We start from the raw sequence: 23,314 nt of genomic DNA, 5'->3' as shown, positions 1-23,314 counted from the left end.
CTCGTGACGCAGCTCGACGAGGTGCCGCCGCGGTTGGCCGCCGCCAAGTCGGCGGTGGAGGAGTCGGCGGAGGCCGCCGCGCGCCTGCCGCAGGTGTCCGGCCTGGCCGGCGCCGCGCTGGAGCTGCCGCGCGTGGAGCGGGCGTTCCGGGAGGCCGACGACGCGCGTCGGGTCGCGGTGGACGCGCAGCTCAAGGCCCGCGAGAAGCTGCTGCGGATCCGCCAGGAGCGGCTGGACGGGATGGCGGTCGAGCTGGCCGGGCAGCTGCGCGCGGGCCACGAGTGCCCGGTGTGCGGTTCGGCGGAGCACCCGTCGCCCGCGCAGCCGATGCTGGACGCGGTGACGGCCGCCCACGAGGACCGTGCGGCCGAGGACGACCAGCGCGCACTGGAACGCCGTCAGGAGGCGGAGGCGGAGGCGCAGAAGCTGGAGGCGCGGCTGGCGCTGCTGCGGGAGCAGCTGGGCGACCGCCCGCCGGACGAGCTGGAGCGCGAGCACCGGTCCGTGGCGGCCCGGGCGGAGCAGTTGGAGGCCAGGCAGGCCGAGCTGGCGGAGCTGGAAGCGAAGGTGCAGCGCGCGCTCGAACAGCGCGGCGCGCTGGAACGCCAGCTCGCCGAGGCCGGTGCCCAGCGCAAGGAGCTGGCGGAGGCCGTCGAGGAGCGCGGCGCGCGGCTGGAGGAGGCGCGCGGCGACTTCCCGGACGTGGTGACGCGCCGGGCGCACCTCGGTGACCTGGCCGACGCGCTGACCGCGCTGGCCACCCGCCGCGCCGCCGTGGCCGAGCACGAGGAGCGGTTGGCCGACCAGCGGCTGGAGGTGGCGCGGCTGGCGTCGCTGGCCGGGTTCGCCGACGTGGCCGACGCCCTGGCCGCGGCCCGTCCCGCGACCGTCGTCGCCGAGCTGGAGACGCGGGTCCGCGACGTCGAGAAGACCAGGACGGCGGCCGAGAGCACGTTGGCCGAGCTGCCCGGCACCGACCCGGACGACGAGGTCGACGTGGCGGGCGGCGAGGAGCGGTTCCGGGTGGCGAGCGACCGGGCGACCGACGCCACCACCACGGTGACCAACGCCCGCACCAGGGCCGCCCGCGCCGCCGACCTGGCCGAGCAGCTGCGTGCCGCGTGGCAGCGGCTGGAGCCGGTGGAGGCCGAGTACGCCGAGCTGGACGCGTTGACCGACGTGATCAACGGCATGGGCCAGAACGCCAAGAGCATGACGCTGCGCACCTACGTCCTGGCGGCCCGGCTGGAGGAGGTCGCGGTGGCCGCGAGCGCCCGCCTGGAACGCATGAGCCAGGGCCGCTACCGGTTCGTGCACTCCGTCGAGGCGGGCCCGCGCGGCACCAGGGGCGGGCTGGGCCTGGACGTGATGGACGACTACTCGGGGCAGCAGCGGCCGGCGAAGACCCTGTCCGGCGGCGAGTCGTTCCTGGCGTCGCTCGCCCTGGCGCTCGGCCTGGCCGACGTGGTCGCCGCCGGCGCCGTGCTCGACACGCTGTTCATCGACGAGGGCTTCGGCACGCTCGACGCCGAGACTCTGGAGCTGGTGATGACCACGCTGGACGAGCTGCGCGCCGGGGGCCGGGTCGTGGGCCTGGTGTCGCACGTCGAGGAGCTGAGGCAACGCATCCCGACCCGGCTGCGCGTGCGCAAGGCCCGCGAGGGGTCGTCGCTGGAGCTGACGGCGTAGCGGACCGCTCCGGAGGGGACCGGCGGACGCCCGGCTAGCGGACGCCCGGGGCGCGGCGGTTGGCCAGCAGTCGGTGGCGGCGCGCGTCGTCCGGCCTGCCCCAGGCCTCGTAGGCACGGGCCAGGCCGGTGTGGGCGCGGGACTCCTCGTGGCGGTCCCCCGTGCGGCGGGTGAGGGCCAGCGCCCGGCGGTGGTGGTCGACCGCCGTCACCGGGTCGCCCTCGACGGTGGCGAGTTCGCCCAGGGTGTCGTGCACCTCGGACTCCAGGTCGCGGTTGCCGGTGGCCCGCGCGCCCGCCAGGGCCTCACCGAGGTGCTTGCGGGCGTCCTCGACGCGACCGAGCCGCAGGTGGACCAGACCCGTGTTCGCCTGGAGGTGGTCGACGAGCGCGTGGTCGTTGTCGACGTCCGGCACGGCCGCCATGGCCTGCTCCACGTGCCGCAACGCCTCCTCGTACCGCCCCGCCGCCTCGTGCACCAGCGCCAGGCTGGTCAGCACCCCCGCCTCGCCGCGGCGGTTGCCGATGGTCCTGGCGATCGACAGCGCCTCCTGGAACGCCCCCTCGGCCTCCTCGTACCGCCCGAGCCGGCGCAGCACGACCCCCAGGTTCTTCAGCGCCCGACCGGTGAAGCTGACGTCACCCGTCTCCCGCCCCACGGCGACGGCCTGCTCGTGGTGCCGCAACGCCTCCTCGTAGCGCCCCAGCCGCTCGCACCCGACGCCGAGGCCGGTCAGTGCGACCCCTTCGGCCACGCGGTCGGACCGCCGACGACCGGCCGTGAGGGCGTGGGTGTGCAGGGCGAGGGACTCGTCGTGGTGGCCGCGGACGTGGAAGTAGGGCCACAGCGTGCCCGACAGCTCCTCGGCCTGCGCGGCGTCACCGTGCCCGGCCGCGTGCTCCGCGACCGCGAGGAGGTTCGCCAGCTCCGCCTCCAGCCACGCCATCGCGTCGTCACGGGTCGCCAGGTCGGCCGTCGGCAGTTCGGACCGCCGCCCGACGTGGTCGACGGGGGCGAACAGCCGCACCGCCGCCGCGGCCTTGCGCACGTAGTGGTCCGCCAGGGCGTGCACGGCCGCCGCCAGTCCGGCCACGCCGTCCACCTCGGCGGCCAGGCCGCGGGCGTAGGCGCGCAGCAGGTCGTGCATCTGGAACCGGCCGTCGGCGGTCCGCTCCACGAGGTGCGCCCGGACCAGCACGTCGACCTGCCGCCACGCCCCCGCGTCACCGGCGCCCGTCAGCGCGGCGATGGCGTCGACGCCCAGCTCGTGGCACGGGTGCGCGCCCAGCAGCCGGAACACCCGCGCGACGGCGGGACCGAGGTGCCGGTAGGACCAGGAGAACGCCGACCGCAACGCCGCGTGCGGGTCATCGTCGTCGTCCAGCCGGTCCAGGCGGTCCTGTTCGCGGGTCAGCTCGGCGCCGAGGTCGGCCAGCGACGCCGACGGCCGTCCGGTGGCGAGCTCGGCGGCCAGGCGAAGCGCCAGCGGCAGCCGGGCGCACGACTCGGCCAGGGCGTCCACCGCGCCCGGGTCGGCCGTCGCACGACCGCCGATCAACGCGCACAGCAGGTCGCGGGCCTCGTCGGCGGGCAGGAGGTCGAGCCCGAGGCGGGTCGCGCCCTCCGTGGCGATCAGCCCGCGCAGCGAGTCCCGGCTGGTCACCACGACCAGGCAGCCCGGCGACCCCGGCAGCAGCGGTCGGACCTGGGCCGCCGTACGCGCGTTGTCCAGCAGCACCAGCACCTGCCTGCCCGAGAGGAGGGACCGGAAGCGGGCGGAACGTTCCGCGAGGTCCTGCGGGATGTCCCGCGAGTCGACGCCGAGCGCGCGCAGGAACCCGGACAGCGCGTCACCGGGCCCGACCGGCAGTCCGGGGTCGTAGCCGCGGAGGTTGACGTAGAGCTGGCCGTCGGGGAAACGGGCGCGGACGCGGTGCGCCCAGTGGATCGCCAGCGCGGTCTTGCCGACCCCGCCGGTGCCGGTGATCACCGCGATCGGCGGCGGCTGCCGGTCGTCGGTGCGGGGCAGGAGCGCGTCGAGCCGTTCCAGGTGCTCGACCCGCCCGGTGAAGCCGACGACGGCGGCGGGCACCTGCGCGGGGTTCGCCCAGCCGGACGGTCCGGGTCCGGGATCGGCCGGGCCGACGTCCTGGTTGAGGATGTCGACGTGCAGGCGGCGCAGCTCCTCCCCCGGGCGCAGGCCGAGCTCCCGGTCGAGCAGCACGCGGCCCTCGTCGTAGACGTCCAGCGCGTCGGCCTGCCGGCCCGCCCGGTACAGCGCGGTCATCAACGAGCCGCGCAGCCGTTCCCGGAACGGGTGGTGCGCGACCAGCTCGGTGAGCGCGACCACCGCCTCCTCGTGCGCGCCCAGGGCCGACAGCGCCACCGCGTGCCCCTCCTGGGCGGTCAGCCGCCGTTCGACCAGCCCGGCCCGGACGCTGTCGGCGTGCGGGCCGGTCAGCTCCCCGAACGGGTCGCCGCGCCACAGCCCCAGCGCCTCCGCGAACGCCGCCGAGGCCTGCCGGTGCCGGCCCGCGTCGGCGTGCCGCCTGCCCGTCCGGACCAGGTCCTCGAACGTCCGGGCGTCCAGCTCGTGGTCCGCCACCCGGATCCGGTAGCCGGCCCGGCCGCCCGCGATCCGCTCGTCGGCCGACGGGTCGTCGGCCAGCAGCCGCCGCAGCTTCCACACGTAGGTCTTGGTGTTCTGCTCCGCCGACGGCGGCGGGCCAGCCGGCCACAGGGCGTCGACCAGGCGCTCGACGCTCACCCACTCGCCGGCGTGCAGCAGCAGCGCCGACAACAGCACCCGCGGTTTCCGGGCCGCCAACGGGATCCGCACACCGTCGGACCTCAGGATGTCGACCACACCAAGGACCCGGAACAGCACTCGGCTCACTCCCCAGCGCCGCGATCGTCCCCACGACCGAGGCGGCTTCCGAAACTAGCGCAGTCCGCGCACCGCGGGGACCCCTGTCCTTGGACCGGCGTTGTACCGGCGTTGTACCGGCGTGGGCCACGCTGGGATCGCGCGGAACACCCGGCTGTGGCCTCGCCTGGGGGTGGGCCACAGCCCTCGCTCCAACCGCCGGAGCACAGACCCCACGGCCGGGGTGCGGGACACCGGGCGGCACCCACTGCCCCGTACCCGGTCGTGGTCCTGCGCTTCCGGGGCTTCCGGCGCTGCACCCGGACGAGCCTCAGGACGTGAGCAGCCCGCCCCGGTACGCCGACGCCTGGAGCTCGAACAGCTCGAAGTAGTGCCCCCGCAGCGCCATCAGCTGCTCGTGCGTGCCCTGCTCGATGATCCGGCCCTGGTCGAGCACGACGATCCGGTCGGCGTTGCGGATGTTCGCCAGCCGGTGCGTCACCAGGATCGTGGTGCGCCGCGCGGTCGCCTCCCGCAGGCCCTCGAACACCCGCGCCTCGGCCTTGGCGTCCAGCGCGGCCGTCGGCTCGTCCGCCACCAGCACCGCCGCGTCCCGGTACATGCCGCGCGCGATGCCCATCCGCTGCCACTGCCCGCCCGACAGGTCCTGCCCGTCGTTGAACTGCCGCGACAGCACGGTCTCGGGTCCGGCGGGCAGGGTGGCCAGCACCTCGTCCGCGCCGGACTTCGCCACCGCCTCCTGCCACGCCTGCTCGTCCTCGCGCTCCAACCGGCCCACGGTCACGTTGTGCCGCGCGGTCATCGGCCACTGCGCCGGGTCCTGCGCGATCACCGCGATGGACGAGTGCACCGAGTGCGGGTCGGCCTCGGCCAGGTCGACGCCGTCCCACGCGACCGTGCCCGACGACGCCGGGAACAGGCCGGTCAGGACCTTGCCGAGGGTCGTCTTGCCCGACCCGTTCTCCCCGACCAGCGCGATGACCTCGCCCTTCTCCACGGTCAGGTTCACCTCCCGCAACGCGGGCCTCGGCGCACCCGGGTAGGTGAACGACACGTCGGTGAGCGTGATCCGCTCGGGGTCGGTGGGCGCCTGGACCGGTGAGCTGCCCTGCGCCCGTTCCGCGCCTTCGGCGAGCAGCTTGCGGTAGAAGTCGATGTAGAACGAGTCCTCGTACAGCGAGTTCACCGCGCGGGTCGTGCCGGACAGCGACGAGAACGCCGTGCGCATGGCCAGCACCGCCGTGCCCGCCAGCGCCAGCTCCATGCCGCCGGTGTGCAGCAGCAGGCCCAGCACCACGTAGGCGATGGCCGTGCCGACGCCCGCCAACGCCCGGCCGGTCAGCCGCACGACGTTCGTCCGGTGCGCCATCCGGATCTCGTCGGCCATCAGGCTGTCCGCGATGCGCCGGTGCTCCGCGAGCAGCTGCTCCTGCAACGTGAGCGCGTGCCGTTCCAACGCGAAGTCGCGGTCGGTGGCAACCTCCTCCACGACGCCCTTGCGGGTGTTGCGGGTCACCGAGTCGAGGAAGTGCTCGTAGCGCAGCTTCGACGCGCGGGCCGACGCCCAGGCGTTCGCGAACGCGGCCAGCAGCAGCGCGGGCGCCAGCCACGGGTTGAGCAGCCCGACCGTGATGACGGACGCGATCAGCGAGATGCCGCCGGACACCAGGTCGGCCAGGTAGCGCAGGCTGCTCTCCAGCGACCGCACCCCGCGCCGGCCGCCCTGACGTGCCAGCTCGCGGAAGTCGGCGTCCTCGAACGCGAGCAGCGAGGCCCGCACGAGGACCGCCGTCACCTCGTCGTTCGCCTCACGCGTGACGCGGGGCCGCAGCGAGCTCTCGACCGCCGACACCGCCGTGTCCAGCAGCGCGCGCACCACCAGCGAGCCCACCACCAGCCCTAACGCGGGCAGCGCGTCGACCACGCGTTGCGGCGTGGGGCCGTCGCGGAGCAGCGCGGCGAACACGTCGGCCGTGGCGAGCAGCCCGAACGCGGTCACGCAGCCGGCCAGCACGTGCACCACGCCGGCCAGCACGGTGAGCCGGGGCGACGTGCGCCAGGCGAGCCGGACCACCATCGACACCGCCGACGGCAGGCTCTTCAGGGCCTTGGCCAGGCTCACGGCCGTCTCGCCCCGACGACGGGCCCACTTGGGGGTGGCGACGTTCTCCACCCCGATCAGCACGGTGCTCATCGTTCCAGCAAACGCGAACTTCACGCCGCCGCCAACATCGTTCACCGTAGGCGCAGCTCAGCGGCCCGCACCGGTCGAACTGTCGTACCCCCGTGCGACGATCACCCCGGCCAGTCCCGACCGCGCCGCGCATGATCGCCGGAAACAGCGCCCCCGCGCCAGGTGGAATGGAATAGGAGAACAACCCTCCCGCGCGCTAACAATCGCGCGGTGGTGCCCGACAGGCGGAGTGACCCGACCGGGAAACCTCTCCGACGGAAAACGTCCAGGGCGATTTCCCTGCCTATTCACGCGCACTCGCGAACCGTGAACGGAGAACAGCCATGCGCGCACTGTCCAGTCGAGCACGCCTCGGTGTCGCCGCCGTCGTCGCGGCGATGGCGACGGCGGTGGTCGCCACACCCGCCTCGGCCGCCGCGCCGCCGTACGACCCGAGCCTCGGGCGCACGCCGTACCAGCCGGACAAGATGCTGGTCGACCCGTACGCCGGTGACTCCGCGAACGTGCAGAACGCCTACGGGTTCAACCTCACCCAGTACCGCGGCCTGGCGAACCCGGCCTACTACGAGCTGGTGGACCACTACACGGTCAAGCTCTACCGCAACCGCCGCGGCCTGCCCGAGAGCGACCCGCGCCTCCAGGAGGAGGACCGGTGGCTGGAGGGCTTCGACGCCGTCCTGTCGACCACCGTCCTGGAGACGAACAAGTGGGTCGGCGGACGCCTGAAGTACGACGACTACGACCACGAGTCGTACCTGACCGCGGTCCACCCGGCGCACGAGATCAGCATCACGTTCGACCCCCAGCTCACCGGGGCGATCGGGAGGGCCTACCCCGCCACCGTCCTCGACCGGCGCGGGCTGGCCTTCGACGGCGGCAACATCAGCTTCATGCACCACCCGACCTGGACCGACCTGACCGAGCGGGCCCTGGACGGCGAGCGCGAGGCCCGGTACCTGATCGGGATGAAGGTCATGCACGAACTGGGGCACATGATGGGCCTCAACCACTACAACACCGAGTTCCACGGCGAGTACGCGCTGATGGGCCAGCGGACCGTGGACGAGGTGTCCAGCTGGAACGACGTCCTGTCGCGCGGGGACAAGGCCGGGCTGCTGGCAATGGCCGGCTGGCGGGACCGGGCCAAGAAGTGCGGCGAGACGGGTGTCTGCGACCCGATTTGGTACAAGGACCCCGGCGTGGCGTGGCCGCCGGTCCCGCCGGACCACCGCTACGACCGGGGCTGACCACACCCCCGGCAACCGGCACCACCTGACCACCGGCACCCGCGCCACCTGACCGCCGGCACCCGCGCCACCTGACCACCGGCACCGCGCCGGTGGTCAGGGCGCATCGCCACCCCTCCCGCCCACTCCGCACCCACTCCGCGCACCCACTCCGCCGAAGACCCGGAATTGTCGGACCCCGCCGGCATAATAAAAATCAGGGGTCCCCTGGGCGGCGACCCCTGCGAAGCAGCGCCGGTGCATAAAACGTGTCACATGCGCCGGCGCGGTCGAGCGATTGCGGGCGGCACGAGCCGGCCGAGGACATTTCCGGGCATCGGGAACGCTGGAATCGCAGCGCCACCGCGTTGTCGACGGAGATCGTTCGGCGCACCGGGCCGCTAGCATCGTCGGGATGTCAGGACCGACCGCCGGCAAGGCCGCCCCCGCGCGCGAAGCCCGCACGCTCGCCCAGGTGTACCGGCGGTTCGGGGAGGTCGACGCCGGCACCTCGCCGCTGCACCAGCGGGTCGCCGTCGCCCTGAGCGAGTCCGAGGAGGCGTTGCGCGCCATCGAGACGGCACCGGCGCGCAAGCGGCACCCCGCGCTGATCCTCGCCGCGCTGCACGACCTCGCCCTCGCCGGACGCGCGCCCGGACTCGCCGCCGCCTACGCCACCGCCGCCTCCGGGGACGGCACGGCCCGGGACGACGCCGCGGCGGCGGCCGTCGACACCCTGCTGCGCATGACCGATGCCGTCGTGGCCACCGTCGCGCACCGGCGACTCCGGGACGACGAGACCGGACGCTGCGCCGTGCTGTACCCGGCCGTGGCCGAGGCCGCGCGACGGGTCGGCGCGAACGCGGTCGCGCTGATCGACATCGGCTGCTCGGCCGGGCTCAACCTCACCGTCGACCGCGTCGGCATCACCTACGACAACGGGCAGTCGCTGGGCGACCCGTCCTCCCCCGTGCGGCAGTCGTGCTCGATCGTGGGCGGCCGGCCCGTCCCCACGACGGCGATGCCCCGGGTCGTCGCCCGGATCGGCCTCGATCCCGACCCGGTCGACGTGACCGACGCCGACGACGCCCGCTGGTTGCGCGCCTGCCTGCCCCCGGACCAGCCGGAACGGACGGCACGACTCGGCGCGGAGGTCGCACTGGCGGCCGCGGCCCCACCGCTGCTGCTGCGAGGCGATCCCGTCGACGTGCTGCCCGAGGCCTTCGCCCTCGTGCCCGAGGACGCCCTGCCCGTCGTGACGACGACGTGGGCGCTGTCGCGGTCCACCCTCGACGGCCGCCTGCGCTTCCTGCACCGCCTCGACGAGGCGGCGACCCACCGGACGGTGACGTGGGTGTCGGCCGAGGGGGTCGGGGTCGCGCCCGCGATCCCGACGCTGGGCGACCGCCGCGCCTCCGGCCACAGCACGCTCGGCCTGGCGCTGTTCGACCACTCGACCCTGCGCGCCGAGGCCGTCGGTCGCTCCTGGTCGCAGGGCCGGATGATGGCCTGGTTGGCGGGCTGACCGCTCGCCCGACCCGATCACGGCGAAGCGCCCCCGCCGTGGACCGCGGCGGGGGCGCTTCGAGTCAGCAGTCAGCAGGTGCGAACCGGCAGGTCAGCGGACCATGTCCTTGCGCAGCTCGCGCGGCAGGGCGAAGGCGATCTTCTCGTTCGCCGTGGTGATCTCCTCGACCTCGCCGTAGCCGTGCGTGGCCAGGAACTCCAGCAGCTCCATCACCAGGATGTCCGGCACCGACGCGCCCGAGGTCACGCCGACCGTCGTCACGCCCTCCAGCCACGCCGGGTCGACCTCGCGCGCGTAGTCGACCAGGTACGACGCCCGCGCGCCCGCCTGCAACGCCACCTCGACCAGCCGCACCGAGTTGGACGAGTTCTTCGACCCGACGACCAGCACCAGGTCGCACTCCGGGGCCATCGTCTTCACCGCGGTCTGCCGGTTGGACGTCGCGTAGCAGATGTCGTCCGACGGGGGCTCCTGCAAGTCCGGGAACCGGTCCTGGAGCTGCCGCACCCGCACCATCGTCTCGTCGACCGACAGCGTGGTCTGGGACAGCCAGACCACCTTGGACGGATCGCGCACCACGACCTTGTCGACGTCCTCGGCGGTGTCCACGAGCTGGATGTGCGAGGGCGCCTCGCCGTACGTGCCCTCGACCTCCTCGTGTCCTTCGTGGCCGATGAGCAGGATGTCGTAGTCGTCGCGGGCGAACCGCTTGGCCTCGTTGTGGACCTTGGTCACCAGCGGGCAGGTGGCGTCGATCGTGCGCAGCTGCCGCGACGCCGCCTCCTCGTGCACGGCGGGCGACACGCCGTGCGCCGAGAACACGACCAGCGCGCCCTCGGGCACCTCGTCGGTCTCGTCGACGAAGATCGCGCCACGCCGGGACAGCGTCTCCACGACGTGCTTGTTGTGGACGATCTCCTTGCGCACGTAGACCGGGGCGCCGTACTGCTCCAGCGCCTTCTCCACGGTCACGACGGCACGGTCCACGCCGGCGCAGTAGCCACGCGGCTTGGCCAGGAGCACTCGCTTGTCCATGGCCTCCAGGGTACGGCGTGCCGGATGTAGGCAACCGACGGCCGACTGCGGCAGGCTGTAGGGCATGAAGCCACTGCCGCTGACCGTCCGCCTCGCCGCGGGACTGGCGGTCACCGCCGTCGAGCAGGCCAGGAAGCTCCCGAGGCAACTCGCGGGTCTCCCGGTCACCGTGGTCAGTGAGGCCCTGCAGCTGTCGATGCGGGTCCAGCAGCGGGTGACGGAACTCGCAATCAAGGGTGACGACGTGCTGTCGGTGCTGCGCCCGGTGGAGCCCGAGCCCGAGTGGGCGACGTTCGACGAGGACGAGCCCGGGGTGGACGAGCCGGAGGTGGACCAGCCCGGGGTGGACGAGCCGGGGGTGGACCAGCCCTGGGTCGACGAGCCGGGGGCGGAGGTGCCCGTCGACGACCCGTGGGCCGAGGAGGAGCAGGCGCTGGCCGCCGCGCCGCCCGCGGTGCTGCCGAACTACGACGAGCTGTCCCTGGCGCAGCTGCGCGCCCGCCTGCGGACGTTGACGGCGGAAGACCTGGAGGAACTGCTGGAGCACGAGCGCACGCACGCGGCGCGTCCCGAGTTCACCGGCATGCTCACCCGCCGCATCGCGAATCTCAAGGCCCAGTGAACCCGGGGGAGGCGAACACCGAGAGGTCGCAGTCCGAGAGGTCGAGCCCGGAGAACCCTTGGCCGGTGCGGACGGTCGCGCGCAAGATCTTCGACTGGATCAACCGGCTCGGTGACGTGTGGGTGGAGGGCCAGGTCACCCAGCTGAGCGCACGTCCGGGCACGGCGACCGCGTTCCTCACCCTGCGTGACCCGTCGGTGGACATGTCGATGCAGCTCACCGCGCCGGTCGGCATGGTGCGGGACCTGCAGCTGTCCGAGGGCAGCCGGGTCGTCGTGCACGGCAAGCCGAACTTCTTCCCCAACCGCGGCACGCTGAGCCTGCGCGTGGACGAGATCCGCCAGGTCGGCATCGGTGAGCTGCTGGCCCGGATCGAGCGCCTGCGCAAGCTGCTGAACGCGGAGGGCCTGTTCGACCCGAGGCGCAAGCGCCGGCCGCCGTTCCTGCCGAACAAGATCGGTCTGATCACGGGTCGCGCGTCGGCCGCCGAGCGGGACGTGCTGACCAACGCGCAGGCGCGGTGGCCGGGCGCGCGGTTCCGGGTGGTCAACGTTGCGGTGCAAGGGGCGTTGGCCGTGCCGCAGATCCTCACCGCTCTGTCGACGTTGGACCGGGACTCCGAAGTGGACGTCATCGTGCTGGCCCGCGGCGGTGGCAGCGTGGAGGACCTGCTGCCGTTCTCCGACGAGGCGCTGTGCCGGGCAGTGTCGCAGTGCCGCACGCCGGTGCTGTCCGCGATCGGGCACGAGCCGGACACCCCGCTGGTGGACCACGTGGCCGACGTGCGCTGCTCCACGCCCACCGACGCGGGCAAGCGGGTGGTCCCGGACGTCGCGGAGGAGGGCGAGCGGATCCGGCAGCTGCGCGACCGCAGCCGCCGTGCGCTGCACGGCTGGGTGGACCGGGAGCGCAAGCTGCTCGCGGCGCTGCGGACCCGACCTGCCCTTTCCGACCCGCACGGCCCGCTGGACCGGCGCGCGGAGGACGTGGACCGGTTGCGCGAGCGGGCGCGGCGCGCGGTGCGCAACCGCCTCGACTCGGAGACCTCCGGGCTGATCGCGACCACGGCGCGCTTGACGACCCTCGGGCCTGCCGCCACGCTGGCTCGGGGTTACGCCGTGGTCCAACTGGTCACCCCCGACGGGGTCGACGGGGTGCTCCGGTCGACCTCCCAAGCTCCCGCGGGCACCCGGTTGAGGGTGCGCGTGGCCGACGGCGCCGTGCACGCGGTCGTCGCCACCGGCGGAAACGGCGATCAGCCCACCGCCGGCGGTGACGTCGACGAGGCCCAAGAAGGAGGCGGTGGTGCCGAATCCGGCACGTGAGCCCACGTTCCTGCCCTTGACGGTGGCCGCCGCGGGTGACTCCGACGACGAGGGCGCCGTCGCCGTGCGCACCCGCGCCGAGTCGGCCGACCAGGCCGCCGCCGACTGCTGGTTGTCGCTGGTCGCCGGCTGCACGTCGGGCCGGCAGGCGTTGATCAACCGGCTGCACGACCTGTCCGAGGCGACCTGCGGCTACGCCGGGATGCGGTGGTGGTTGGGCCACGGCTCGGTGCACCGCAGGCGCGTCGCGGACGCCGAGCACCGCATCGACGACGCGGTGCGGGAGGGTGACGGCGCCGAGTTCGCCGAGGCGTTCATCGGCTACGACCAGGCGGTGGCGACCGTCGTGGTGCACGTCCAGAACCGATTGGGGAAGTTGTCCACGTGAGCGAGCCGGGCTACGAGCAGGCCAGGGACGAGTTGGTGGAGGTGGTCCGCAGGCTGGAGGCCGGCGGGCTGTCGTTGGAGGAGTCGCTGGCGCTGTGGGAGCGCGGCGAGGCCCTGGCGAAGATCTGCGAACGGCAGCTCGCGGGTGCCCGCGAACGGATCGATCAAGCACTCAGTGTGACCGAAGAGGACGTGGCCGAGGCGTGATGACGTGCGAGGATTGGTCTACCGGCCGGTAGTCGCAGTCCCAGGAGGAACGTCATGGTCACAGGCAGCAGCGCGTCCGAGCGTCGGCGGGAGGCGCCCGACCGCAACCTCGCGCTGGAGCTGGTCCGGGTGACCGAGGCCGCCGCGATGGCCGCCGGGCGCTGGGTGGGTCGCGGCGACAAGAACGGCGGCGACGGCGCGGCGGTGGACGCCATGCGCAAGCTGATCGGCACCGTGTCCATGCGCGGGGTCGTGGTGATCGGTGAGGGCGAGAAGGACGAGGCGCCCATGCTGTTCAACGGCGAGGAGGTCGGTGACGGCAACGGCCCGGAGTGCGACGTCGCGGTCGACCCGATCGACGGCACGACGCTGATGGCCAAGGGCATGCCGAACGCGCTGGCGGTGCTCGCGGTGGCCGAGCGGGGCGCGATGTTCGACCCGTCCGCCGTGTTCTACATGGAGAAGCTGGCGACCGGGCCGGAGGCGGCCGACGTCCTGGACATCACCGCGCCGATCGCGGAGAACATCCGCCGGGTGGCGAAGGCCAAGCACAGCGACGTGTCCGACGTGACGGTGTGCATCCTGGACCGGCCGCGGCACGAGTCGCTGGTGCGGGAGGTGCGCGAGGCGGGCGCCCGCATCCACTTCATCTCCGACGGCGACGTGGCGGGCGCGATCTCGGCGGCCCGGCCCAACACCGGCATCGACCTGCTGGTCGGCATCGGCGGCACGCCGGAGGGGATCATCGCGGCGGCGGCGCTCAAGTGCATGGGCGGGTCGATCCAGGCGAAGCTGTGGCCCAAGGACGACGAGGAGCGGCAGAAGGCGCTGGACGCGGGCCACGACCTCGACCGCGTGCTGCTGACCGACGACCTGGTGCGCGGCGACAACGTGTTCTTCTGCGCCACCGGCGTCACCGACGGCGACCTGGTGCGCGGCGTGCACTACCGGGCGGGCGGCTGCACGACCCAGTCGATCGTGATGCGGTCCAAGTCGGGCACGGTGCGGATGATCGACGGTTTCCACCGGCTCACGAAGCTGCGCGAGTACTCGTCGGTGGACTTCGACATCCCGCCGAGCGCCGAGGACGCCCTCCCGCCGCTGCCGTAGCCCTACGCGGCGCTGTCAACTGTGAACCGTGCGTTACCGGCCGATCGGCTGTGGTGATCACGCGGCGTCCATCCCTAGTTTCCGTTCCGTCCCCGAGCACCCTGCGCCGGGGACGGAGAGGAAGTGATGAAGGTTCGTACCCTGTTCACCGCCTTCGCGGTGGCGGTCGGAGCGGCCCTCGCCACGGCGGCCGGGGCGGCGGCGGCCCCGGCGGCTGACGGCGGCGTCACCCCGTTCATCGTCGGCGGCGGCAACGCCACGCAGACCTACTCGTTCATGGTGTCCCTGCAGAGCACCTCGGGCAGCCACTTCTGCGGCGGCTCGCTGATCAAGGCCAACTGGGTCGTCACGGCCAAGCACTGCGTGCAAGGCCGTTCGGCGTCCTCGATCCGGGCCCGCATCGGCACGACCAACCGCACCAGCGGCGGCACGGTCGCGTCCGGCGCGCAGATCGTCACCAACCCGTCGTACGACATCGCGCTGATCCGGCTGGCCACCTCGGTGAGCCAGGCGCCGATCGCGGTGGCGGCGTCGTCCGGTGCGGTCGGCACGGCCACCCGCATCATCGGGTGGGGCCAGACCTGCGCCCCGGCCGGCGGTTGCGGCGCACCGGTGACCCTCCAGGAGCTCAACACGTCGATCGTGTCGGACAGCAGCTGCCTGGGCATCTACGGCGCCTACGAGATCTGCACGAACAACCCCAACGGCAACGCGGGCGCCTGCTACGGCGACTCGGGTGGTCCGCAGATCAAGTCGGTGAACGGTGTGTGGCAGCTGATCGGCGCCACCAGCCGCGCGGGCAACAACAGCTCCACCTGCGCCACCGCGCCGTCGATCTACGTGGACGTGCCGGCGTTCCGCTCGTGGATCAGCCAGTACGCGGGCGCGGTCTAGCACGACCGCTCGGCCACGCGTCGCGTGTTCCAAGGGCCGTCCCTCCTCCGGGTGGGGCGGCCCTTGCCGATTCGTTATGAGCGGGCCGACAACCGAGCGGCTCACGGCGGCGTCTCCAGGGTCGTACACGAAGCACGATCCCTGGGGGGTGCGCGTCATGCGCAGAGCAGTTCTGGCGGCGGTCGCTTTCGGTTTCCTGGCAACGGCTTGCGGCACGTCGGAGGCGGCCGGTCCGGCGGCTTCTCCTTCCGCTTCCTCCGCGGCTTCTCCTTCCGCTTCCTCCGCGGCTTCTCCTGCGCCGTCCTCAACGTTCCCCTCGTCGCCTTCGCCTTCGCCTTCACTCTCGGCGTCACCCTCGCCGTCGCCGTCGCCGGTCCCCGAGACCACGAAGACGCCGGAGCCGCAGCCCGCGCCGCCGCCCCCGCCCATGACCGTGCCGGGCACGCCGTGCGACATCACCGCCGGCGCGTGCGTGCGGCTGTCGACCAACGAGTCGTGGCTGATCAGCGGCGGTCGGATCAGCTACGGCCCGGTGCCGACCACGTCCGGCCGGCCCGGCTACGAGACGCCCGTCGGCAACTTCCCGGTGCTGTGGAAGGTCGAGCTCGACCACAGCCGCGACTTCCAGAACGCCGAGATGCCGTACTCCACCTACTTCGTCGGCAACGGCATCGCGTTCCACGAGGGCAGCCTCAGCGTCGAGTCGCACGGCTGCATCCACCTGTCACGCGAAGCGGCGGCGAAGTACTTCCAAACCCTCCGGGTGGGCGACATGGTCCAGGTCGTCGCGTGACGCACGGTTGAGCCGCTCCGACTCCGGGTAATCGATCGGGTGAGGAGTGATAGCGATGAGGAAGATGCTCGGCACGACGGCGATAGCCGCGGCGGCCCTGACCTTCGGCCTCGCGACCCCCGCCTCCGCTGCGACCGGCACGCCGTGCTCCGTGCAGAACGGCGCGTGCGTGCAGCTGTCCACGAACCAGGCGTGGCTGATCTACAACGGGAGCGCCAGCTACGGTCCCGTCCCGGTGTCCCACGGGAAACCGGGCTACGAGACCCCGGTCGGCACCTACCCGGTGCTGCGCAAGGTGAAGGACGACTGGAGCGTCCCCTACAACGGCCCGATGCCCAACGCCGTGTACTTCACGGCGGACGGCATCGCGTTCCACCAGGGTGACCCGAACGTCCAGTCGCACGGCTGCGTCCACCTGGGCCCGCAGGAGTCGTTGGTGTTCTACGACAACCTGTTCCCGGGTGAGCAGGTCCAGGTAGTGGCGTAAAACCCTCCTCCGAGGCCCCTTCCCCTCCCGGGGCGGGGGCCTCGGTCCTGCCACGCAGGAGCAGGCCCCGTCACACCTGAGGATCAGCCCGCGTTGCTGGAGTGGCCGGGGAACAGGTGGGCGTCCGGGTTGAGCAGCACGGCGATGTTGTTGACCGCGGTGGCCGCCTCGCCGAACCCGGTGGCGATCAGCTTCACCTTGCCGGGGTACTGGGCGACGTCGCCCGCCGCGTAGACGCGGTCCCGGGCGGTGCGCATGGTGGTGTCGACGACCACCGCGCGGTGGTCCAGCTCCAGGCCCCACGACTCGATCGGCCCGAGGTCGGCGGTGAAGCCCAGCGCCGCGACGACGGCCTGCGCAGGCAGCACCTTGCGGTCGCCGCCCTTCACGGCCAGCTCCACCTCGGTCAGGTCCGGGTCGCCGCGCAGCGCGAGCACCTCGGCGTCGGTGATGATCTCCACGCCGAGGTCGCGGACCTGCCGCACGGTCGGCGGGTGGGCGCGGAACGTCGCACGGCGGTGCACGACGGTCACGCTGGCCGCGATCGGGTGCAGCGCGAGCGCCCAGTCGAACGCCGAGTCGCCGCCGCCGACGACCACCACGTCCTGACCGGTGTGCACGTTGAGCTTGGGCACGAAGTGGACCATGCCGCGGTCGAGCCAGCCGTCACCGGCGGGCAGCGGGCGCGGCCGGAACTCACCGATGCCCGCCGTGATCAGCACCGCGCCCGCGCGCACCACGCCGCCGTCGGCCAGCCCGACCTCCAGCCGACCGTCCACTTCGGACAGCGTGCGCGCCTGCTTGCCCAGCAGGTAGGTCGGCTTCCACTGGTCGGCCTGCTGCACGAGCGCGCTCACCAGCTCGCGCCCGCGCACCGCCGGGAACCCGGCCACGTCGAAGATCATCTTCTCCGGGTACATCGCGGTGATCTGGCCGCCCGCCTCGGGCAGCGCGTCGACCAGCGCGACCGACAGGTCCCGGAACCCCGCGTAGTACGCCGCGAACAGCCCCGTGGGGCCCGCACCGACGATCAGCAGGTCGACCTCAAGCTCCATCCCTCGACCATAGGGTGTCCGGCGCCACTCTTCCCACTCCTGATGTGCCCACCGCGGGTGGCCGGGCCAGACTCGGGTGCATGGGTGAACAGGAGTACCGCGTCGAGCACGACACCATGGGCGAGGTCAGGGTGCCGGTGGACGCGTTGTGGCGTGCGCAGACGCAGCGCGCGGTGGAGAACTTCCCGATCTCCGGTCGTGGCCTGGAGCGCGCCCAGATCCGCGCGCTCGGCCTGCTCAAGGCCGCGGCGGCCCGGGTGAACGAGCGGCTGGGGGTGCTGGAACCCGAAGTCGCGGCGGCCATCGCCGCGGCGGCCGACTCGGTCGCGGCGGGCGAGCACGACGCGCACTTCCCGGTGGACGTGTTCCAGACCGGGTCCGGCACGTCGTCGAACATGAACGCCAACGAGGTCATCGCCACCCTGGCGACCCGCGCCCTGGGTCGCGAGGTGCACCCGAACGACCACGTCAACGCGTCGCAGTCGTCCAACGACACGTTCCCGACGACGCTGCGGGTCGCGGCGACGGAGGCCGTCGCGCGGGACGTCATCCCGGCCCTGGAGCACCTGGCGTCGGTGCTGGACGCCCGTGCCGCCGATTGGACGTCCCTGGTGAAGTCCGGTCGGACGCACCTGATGGACGCCGTGCCGATCACCCTGGGCCAGGAGGTCGGCGCGTGGGCGACCCAGGTCCGGTACGGGGTGGAGCGGCTGACGTCGTCGTTGCCCCGGCTGGCGGAGCTGCCGATCGGCGGCACGGCCGTGGGCAGCGGGCTGAACGCGCCGGCCGGGTTCGGCGCGGCGGTGTCGGCGGAGCTGGCCGCGGTGACCGGGCTGCCGCTGACCGAGGCGCGCGACCACTTCGAGGCGCAGGCCACGCAGGACGGGGTGGTGGAGGTGTCCGGGCAGCTCCGCGCCACCGCCGTGGGCCTCTACAAGATCGCGAACGACCTGCGCTGGCTGGGTTCCGGCCCGAGGACGGGGCTGGGTGAGCTGGCGCTGCCGGATCTCCAGCCGGGCTCGTCGATCATGCCGGGCAAGGTGAACCCGGTGATCCCCGAGGCCACGATGATGGTGGTCGCGCAGGTGATCGGCAACGACGCCGCGGTGGCGTTCGCCGGGTCGCAGGGCAACTTCCAGCTGAACGTGATGCTGCCCGTGATCGCCCGCAACGTCCTGGAGTCGTCCCGCCTGCTGGCGGCGGTGGCCCGGCTGCTGGCCGACAAGGTGCTGACCGGGACCGAACCGCAGGTCGAGCGGATGCGCGAGTACGCCGAGTCGTCGCCGTCCATCGTGACCCCCCTCAACCGCTACCTGGGCTACGAGGAGGCCGCCTCGATCGCCAAGCAGTCCCTCCGCGAGCGCAAGACCATCCGCGAGGTCGTCCTGGAACGCGGCCACGTCCCCGCCAAGCTCACCGAAGCCGAACTGGACCAAGCCCTCGACGTCCTCCGCATGGCCACCGGCACCCCCTAATCCCCTCCCTCCCCCGCGTGTCCTACCTCCAGACCGCGCGTGTCCTACCTCCAGAACGCGAGAGTCCTACGTTCACGTCGCGAGAGTCCTACGTTCACGACACCCGAGTTCAACACTCGGAACGCGCGAGCCGGGCGTTCTCCCCGACCCGGGACGGGTGGTCGACGTCGGCCGCCCGTCCCCGCAGTCCCACCACGCACCCGACGGCCACGGCGACCGCCCCGGCCAGCGCCACCGACGTCAACGCCTGCGCCCCCAGCGCCACGGACGCCACCAGCCCGGCCACCGGCATCAGCCCGATCAACACCCCGGCCCGGTCCGCGCCCAGCTGCGCCACCGCGAAGTACCAGAGCCCGAACGCCACCGCGGTCAGCACGACGCCCAACGCCACCAGCGCCGCACCCTCCCGCACCGTGGGCACCTGCCACCCGCCGAACACCGTCCCCAGCGCCGCACCGGCCACCGCCGCGATCACGCAGCACCACGTCGCCACCGCCAGCCCGCCCATCCGCCGCACCACACCCACCGCGAACAGCGTGAACGACGCCTCACCGGCCATCGTCAGCAACGCCAGCACCAGCCCCGGCCCGTGCCACGACCCGCCGCCGGACAGCACCACCACCCCGCCGACCACGGCCACCGCGCCCACCACCGCCGCGACGGCCGGCTTCCGCCCCGCCACCAGCGGCGCGACCAGCGCCAGCACCAGCGGGCTCGCCCCCAGCACGGCCGCGACGAACCCCGGCTCGGCGTACCGCTGCGCGTACAGCACGCACGCGTTGAACCCGAGCATTCCGGTCGTCACCAGCGCCACCAGCGCCGGCCAGTCCCGCCGCCCCGGCAGCGGCAGCCGCCCGCCCCGCAGGAAGATCCACCCGAACAACGCCACCCCGCCCAGCGCGTACCGCATCGCCTGGCCCGTGAGCAGCGGGTACGCCTGCAACATGCCGGTCACCGGCACCGACGCACCCACGATCACCGACGACATCGCACCCGCCGCGATGGCCGTTCTGCCGTTTCTCATGTCCAGGACTCTCGTCGACCAGTGGTCCAGGATTAAGCTCCACTTCGATGCCTGCCAACTGGACCACTTACCGCGAACTCCTCCTCCCCGCCACGAACGGCCGGCGCGCGGTGGAGTCCGAGCTGCGCCGCGCGGTGCGGGACGGGCGGCTCTCGCCGGGCACGCGCCTGCCGTCCAGCCGCGACCTGGCCGCCCAGCTCGGCGTCGCCCGCGGCACGGTCACGTCCGCGTACGCGCAGCTCATCGGTGAGGGCTACCTGAGCGCGCGCCGCGGCTCGGGCACCACCGTGACGGCCGCCTGCACGTGGCCCGGCGCGACCGCCGCCGAACCGGAGCCCGCGCCGAGGTTCCGCTACGACCTGAAGCCCGGCGTGCCCGCGTTGAGCGCCTTCCCCCGCGACGAGTGGCTGCACGCGCAGAAGTCGGCGTTGGCGGACCTGTCGACCGACGACCTCGGCTACCCCGACCCGGCCGGTTTCGGCCCGTTGCGCCGTGAGCTCGCGGACTACCTGGGCCGGGTGCGCGCGGTCGCCGCACGACCGTCCGAAGTGGTCGTCACCAACGGCGCGGCGGAGGGCATCTCGTTGATGGGCCGGGTCCTGCACGCCGCCGGTCACCGCAGCGTGGCGGTCGAGGAGCCGAGCCACTTCGGCGGCGCGGAGATCCTGGCGTCGCACGGGCTGACCGTCCGCCGGATCCCGGTGGACGACAACGGACTCCGCGTCGACCTCTTGTCCACAACGGACTGTCGTGCGGTGCTCGTCACGGCAGCGCACCAGTTCCCCCTGGGCGTCGTGCTGCACCCGGAACGCCGGCGCGCGCTGCTGGCGTGGGCGCGCGCGTGCGACGGCGTGGTGGTGGAGGACGACTACGACGCCGAACACCGTTACGACCGGCCGGCGATGGGCGCGATGCAGGCGCTCGACCCGACGCGCGTGGTGTACCAGGGCAGCGCGAGCAAGGTCCTCGCGCCCGCGCTGCGATTGGGGTGGCAGGTGCTGCCGCCCGCGCTGCTGGACGTCGTCGTGGCCCGGAAGAGGTTGGACGACCTGGGCACCGGGACGTTGCACCAGGCGGCGTTCGCGCAGCTCCTGCGCACCGGCGGGTACGACCGGCACCTGCGGCGGACGCGCCAGCTCTACCGGGCCCGGCGGGACGCGCTGCTGGACGAGCTGCGGACCGCGCTGCCGGACTGGGAGCCGATCGGGGTGGCGGCCGGGCTGCACGTGGTCGTGCGGCTGCCGGAGGGGACGGACGACGTGGCGTTGCAGGACCGGTTGGCCCGGCGCGGGGTGAACGCGCCAGCGTTGGCGAACTACGCGCGGACGCCGACGTTCCCCGGGCTGGTCCTCGGGTACGCGGCGATGACGCCGGACCGGCTGCGGGAGGCCGTCCGGGAGCTGCGCGCGGCGGCCTGACCGGTTTTTGTCGGTGATCGGGTGCACCATGGTCGGCGTGCTGTTCACCGAAGTCGTCGAGACGTCCGCCGCGGTGGCGGCGACGCGCTCCCGCCTGGCCAAGGTCGCCGCCCTGGCCGAGCTGGTGCGCCGGATGAGCACGCCCGCCGTCGTGTCGTTCCTCGTCGGCGTCCCCAGTCAGGGGCGCATCGGCGCGGGCTGGCGCACCGTGTTCGACCTGGCCGTTCCCCCGGCGCCGGAGCCGTCGCTCACGGTGTCCGACGTGGACGCCGCCCTGGGGGAGTTCGCGTCGATCGGCGGCCGGGGTTCGGCGGCGCGGCGGGCGGAGGCGCTGGCCTCGCTGTTCGGCCGGGCCACCGAGGCCGAGCAGGACTTCCTGCGGCGGCTGCTGACCGGTGAACTGCGTCAAGGTGCCCTCGAAGGGGTGATGTTGGACGCGATCGCGCGGGCGTCCGAGGTGCCCGGCGAGGTGGTGCGGCGGGCGTTCATGCTGTCCGGGTCGCTGCCCGGGACGGCGGTGGCGGCGATGAGCGGCGGTGAGGAGGCCCTGGCCGCGTTCCGGCTCGAGGTGGGTCGGCCGGTGCGGCCGATGCTGGCGTCGCCCGCCGAGTCGCTGCCCGGGGCGTTGGCCGAGCTGGGGTCGTGCGTGGTGGAGCACAAGCTGGACGGCGCGCGGATCCAGGTGCACCGGTCGGGTGACGAGGTGCGGGTGTTCACGCGGACGTTGCGCGAGATCACCGCGACCGTGCCGGAGCTGGTGGAGCTGGTGCGCGGGCTGCCGTGCACGTCGGTGGTGCTGGACGGCGAGACGCTGGCGCTGACCGACGACGGCAAGCCCCGGCCGTTCCAGGAGACGATGAGCCGGTTCGGCGCGCTGCTCGACGTCGCGCCCGCGGGGAAGGGCGGTGTGCGGGACCTGCTGCTCAGCCCGTTCTTCTTCGACTGCCTGCACCTGGACGGGGTCGACCTGCTGGACGAGCCGCTGCGGGTGCGGCTGGAGGCGTTGCGGTCGGTGGCGGGGCGGCACGTCATCCCGGGGGTCGTGTCACCGACGGAGGAGCAGGCGGCGCGGGTGGTGGAGGAGGCGCTGGCCGCCGGCCACGAGGGCGTGATGGTGAAGTCGCTGGAGTCGGTGTACGCGGCGGGCCGGCGCGGGCGGGCGTGGCAGAAGGTGAAGCCGGTGCACACGCTCGACCTGGTGGTGCTGGGGGTGGAGTGGGGCAGCGGTCGGCGGAAGGGGCTGCTGTCGAACCTGCACCTGGGTGCCCGCGATCCCGACGGCGGGCCGCCGATCATGGTGGGCAAGACGTTCAAGGGGCTGACGGACGAGCTGCTGGCGTGGCAGACGCGGGAGCTGATGGCGATCGCGACGGAGAAGACCGACTGGGCGGTGATGGTCCGGCCGGAGCTGGTGATCGAGATCGAGCTGGACGGTGCCCAGGTGAGTCCGCGCTACCCGGGCGGCGTGGCCCTCCGCTTCGCCCGCGTCCTGCGGTACCGGCCGGACAAAGACGCAGGTGAGGCGGACACCATCGACGCCGTGCGCGCCCTGCTGCCGACCCGGGCTCCGGCCTCGGCCGCGATACCGGACGACACGATCGGGTGATCATGGGCCGACTATGTACGGAAACACTGTTACCGCCACTCGGTTGAAACGAAGAGGAACCCAACCAACCCGGCCCACGCCTCCCACCACCACCGACCCCCACGACCACTGACCCCCACCGCCCACCCCCACCCACCAGCCCGCACCGGCAGCCCCCGCCCCCACACGCCCTGAACCCCGGCCATCCGGACGCAGCCACCAGCCCGCCCAGCCCCGCCCCGCACGGGCACGCCCTGCCCCGGCAGGCCCTGAACCCAGGCCATCCAGACGCAGCTACCAGCCCAGCCCCGCCCGCGCCGCCCGCCCAGCCCCTCAGCCCAGCCCGCCCGGCCAGCGCAGCCCTGCCCGCCCG

The 23,314-nt window shown here is 73.2% G+C and carries 19 protein-coding genes; 14 read left to right on the top strand and 5 right to left on the bottom strand.

Annotated elements, in window-relative coordinates; genetic code table 11:
• A partial coding sequence (locus AB0G02_RS10510) for an SMC family ATPase (RefSeq protein ID WP_360792307.1) occupies nt 1–1,689 on the top strand: 1,689 nt, incomplete at its 5' end.
• A 34-nt stretch (nt 1,690–1,723) separates the two neighbouring features.
• Here AB0G02_RS10510 and AB0G02_RS10505 read toward each other — a convergent pair.
• Nucleotides 1,724–4,528, bottom strand: coding sequence for a BTAD domain-containing putative transcriptional regulator (locus AB0G02_RS10505; RefSeq protein ID WP_360792305.1), 2,805 nt, complete (start codon nt 4,526–4,528; stop codon nt 1,724–1,726).
• A gap of 358 nt (nt 4,529–4,886) precedes the next feature.
• On the bottom strand, nt 4,887–6,770 hold the full coding sequence (locus tag AB0G02_RS10500; RefSeq protein ID WP_360792303.1) for an ABC transporter ATP-binding protein: 1,884 nt from the start codon (nt 6,768–6,770) through the stop codon (nt 4,887–4,889).
• A gap of 323 nt (nt 6,771–7,093) precedes the next feature.
• Here AB0G02_RS10500 and AB0G02_RS10495 point away from each other — a divergent pair, with 323 nt between their 5' ends.
• Nucleotides 7,094–8,017, top strand: a complete 924-nt coding sequence (locus AB0G02_RS10495; RefSeq protein WP_360792301.1) for a hypothetical protein — start codon at nt 7,094–7,096, stop codon at nt 8,015–8,017.
• A gap of 394 nt (nt 8,018–8,411) precedes the next feature.
• Nucleotides 8,412–9,521 carry a DUF2332 domain-containing protein gene (locus tag AB0G02_RS10490; protein ID WP_360792299.1) on the top strand — a complete coding sequence of 370 codons (1,110 nt, stop codon included), beginning with the start codon at nt 8,412–8,414 and terminating at the stop codon, nt 9,519–9,521.
• Between the two features lie 93 nt (nt 9,522–9,614).
• Here the strand turns inward: AB0G02_RS10490 and AB0G02_RS10485 are convergent, their stop codons facing one another.
• Nucleotides 9,615–10,559, bottom strand: coding sequence for a 4-hydroxy-3-methylbut-2-enyl diphosphate reductase (locus tag AB0G02_RS10485; protein WP_360792297.1), 945 nt, complete (start codon nt 10,557–10,559; stop codon nt 9,615–9,617).
• Nucleotides 10,560–10,623: 64 nt separating this feature from the next.
• Here AB0G02_RS10485 and AB0G02_RS10480 point away from each other — a divergent pair, with 64 nt between their 5' ends.
• The 8 genes from AB0G02_RS10480 (at nt 10,624) to AB0G02_RS10445 (ending at nt 16,384) form a co-directional block, all read left to right on the top strand.
• Entirely contained in the window at nt 10,624–11,181 is a 558-nt protein-coding gene (locus tag AB0G02_RS10480) for a lipid droplet-associated protein (RefSeq protein WP_360792295.1), read from the top strand.
• Nucleotides 11,182–11,246: 65 nt separating this feature from the next.
• Nucleotides 11,247–12,506 carry an exodeoxyribonuclease VII large subunit gene (gene xseA / locus AB0G02_RS10475; RefSeq protein WP_360792293.1) on the top strand — a complete coding sequence of 420 codons (1,260 nt, stop codon included), beginning with the start codon at nt 11,247–11,249 and terminating at the stop codon, nt 12,504–12,506.
• Nucleotides 12,487–12,894 carry a sugar ABC transporter substrate-binding protein gene (locus AB0G02_RS10470; RefSeq protein WP_360792291.1) on the top strand — a complete coding sequence of 136 codons (408 nt, stop codon included), beginning with the start codon at nt 12,487–12,489 and terminating at the stop codon, nt 12,892–12,894. The genes xseA and AB0G02_RS10470 overlap by 20 nt, the downstream gene beginning before the upstream one ends.
• On the top strand, nt 12,891–13,100 hold the full coding sequence (locus AB0G02_RS10465) for an exodeoxyribonuclease VII small subunit (RefSeq protein ID WP_360792289.1): 210 nt from the start codon (nt 12,891–12,893) through the stop codon (nt 13,098–13,100). The genes AB0G02_RS10470 and AB0G02_RS10465 overlap by 4 nt, the downstream gene beginning before the upstream one ends.
• Nucleotides 13,101–13,154: 54 nt before the next feature.
• On the top strand, nt 13,155–14,210 hold the full coding sequence (glpX, locus tag AB0G02_RS10460) for a class II fructose-bisphosphatase (RefSeq protein ID WP_360792287.1): 1,056 nt from the start codon (nt 13,155–13,157) through the stop codon (nt 14,208–14,210).
• A 126-nt stretch (nt 14,211–14,336) separates the two neighbouring features.
• Nucleotides 14,337–15,104, top strand: a complete 768-nt coding sequence (locus AB0G02_RS10455; protein ID WP_360792285.1) for a serine protease — start codon at nt 14,337–14,339, stop codon at nt 15,102–15,104.
• A 427-nt stretch (nt 15,105–15,531) separates the two neighbouring features.
• The gene (locus AB0G02_RS10450; protein WP_360792283.1) at nt 15,532–15,897 is read left to right on the top strand and encodes a L,D-transpeptidase; all 366 of its coding nucleotides are present in this window, start codon (nt 15,532–15,534) and stop codon (nt 15,895–15,897) included.
• Between the two features lie 55 nt (nt 15,898–15,952).
• Nucleotides 15,953–16,384: a L,D-transpeptidase gene (locus tag AB0G02_RS10445; protein WP_360792281.1), complete on the top strand. Its 432-nt coding sequence runs from the start codon at nt 15,953–15,955 to the stop codon at nt 16,382–16,384.
• 83 nt (nt 16,385–16,467) lie between these two features.
• On the opposite strand, the gene AB0G02_RS10440 is transcribed toward AB0G02_RS10445, so the two are convergent.
• Entirely contained in the window at nt 16,468–17,439 is a 972-nt protein-coding gene (locus tag AB0G02_RS10440; RefSeq protein WP_360792279.1) for an NAD(P)/FAD-dependent oxidoreductase, read from the bottom strand.
• Nucleotides 17,440–17,519: 80 nt separating this feature from the next.
• Here AB0G02_RS10440 and AB0G02_RS10435 point away from each other — a divergent pair, with 80 nt between their 5' ends.
• On the top strand, nt 17,520–18,914 hold the full coding sequence (locus AB0G02_RS10435; protein ID WP_360792277.1) for a class II fumarate hydratase: 1,395 nt from the start codon (nt 17,520–17,522) through the stop codon (nt 18,912–18,914).
• Between the two features lie 109 nt (nt 18,915–19,023).
• Here AB0G02_RS10435 and AB0G02_RS10430 read toward each other — a convergent pair whose 3' ends face one another.
• On the bottom strand, nt 19,024–19,938 hold the full coding sequence (locus AB0G02_RS10430) for a DMT family transporter (protein WP_360792275.1): 915 nt from the start codon (nt 19,936–19,938) through the stop codon (nt 19,024–19,026).
• Between the two features lie 47 nt (nt 19,939–19,985).
• Between AB0G02_RS10430 and AB0G02_RS10425 the strand changes: the two genes are divergently transcribed.
• Entirely contained in the window at nt 19,986–21,356 is a 1,371-nt protein-coding gene (locus AB0G02_RS10425) for a PLP-dependent aminotransferase family protein (protein ID WP_360792273.1), read from the top strand.
• Between the two features lie 37 nt (nt 21,357–21,393).
• Nucleotides 21,394–22,962, top strand: coding sequence for an ATP-dependent DNA ligase (locus AB0G02_RS10420; protein WP_360792271.1), 1,569 nt, complete (start codon nt 21,394–21,396; stop codon nt 22,960–22,962).
• The last annotated feature ends 352 nt before the right edge of the window (nt 22,963–23,314 follow it).

The organism is Actinosynnema sp. NPDC023658 (assembly GCF_040639995.1).
Lineage (GTDB): Bacteria > Actinomycetota > Actinomycetes > Mycobacteriales > Pseudonocardiaceae > Actinosynnema.
The sequence above is the reverse complement of the archived record's forward strand: the minus strand, read 5'-3'. Positions and strand labels throughout refer to the sequence as shown.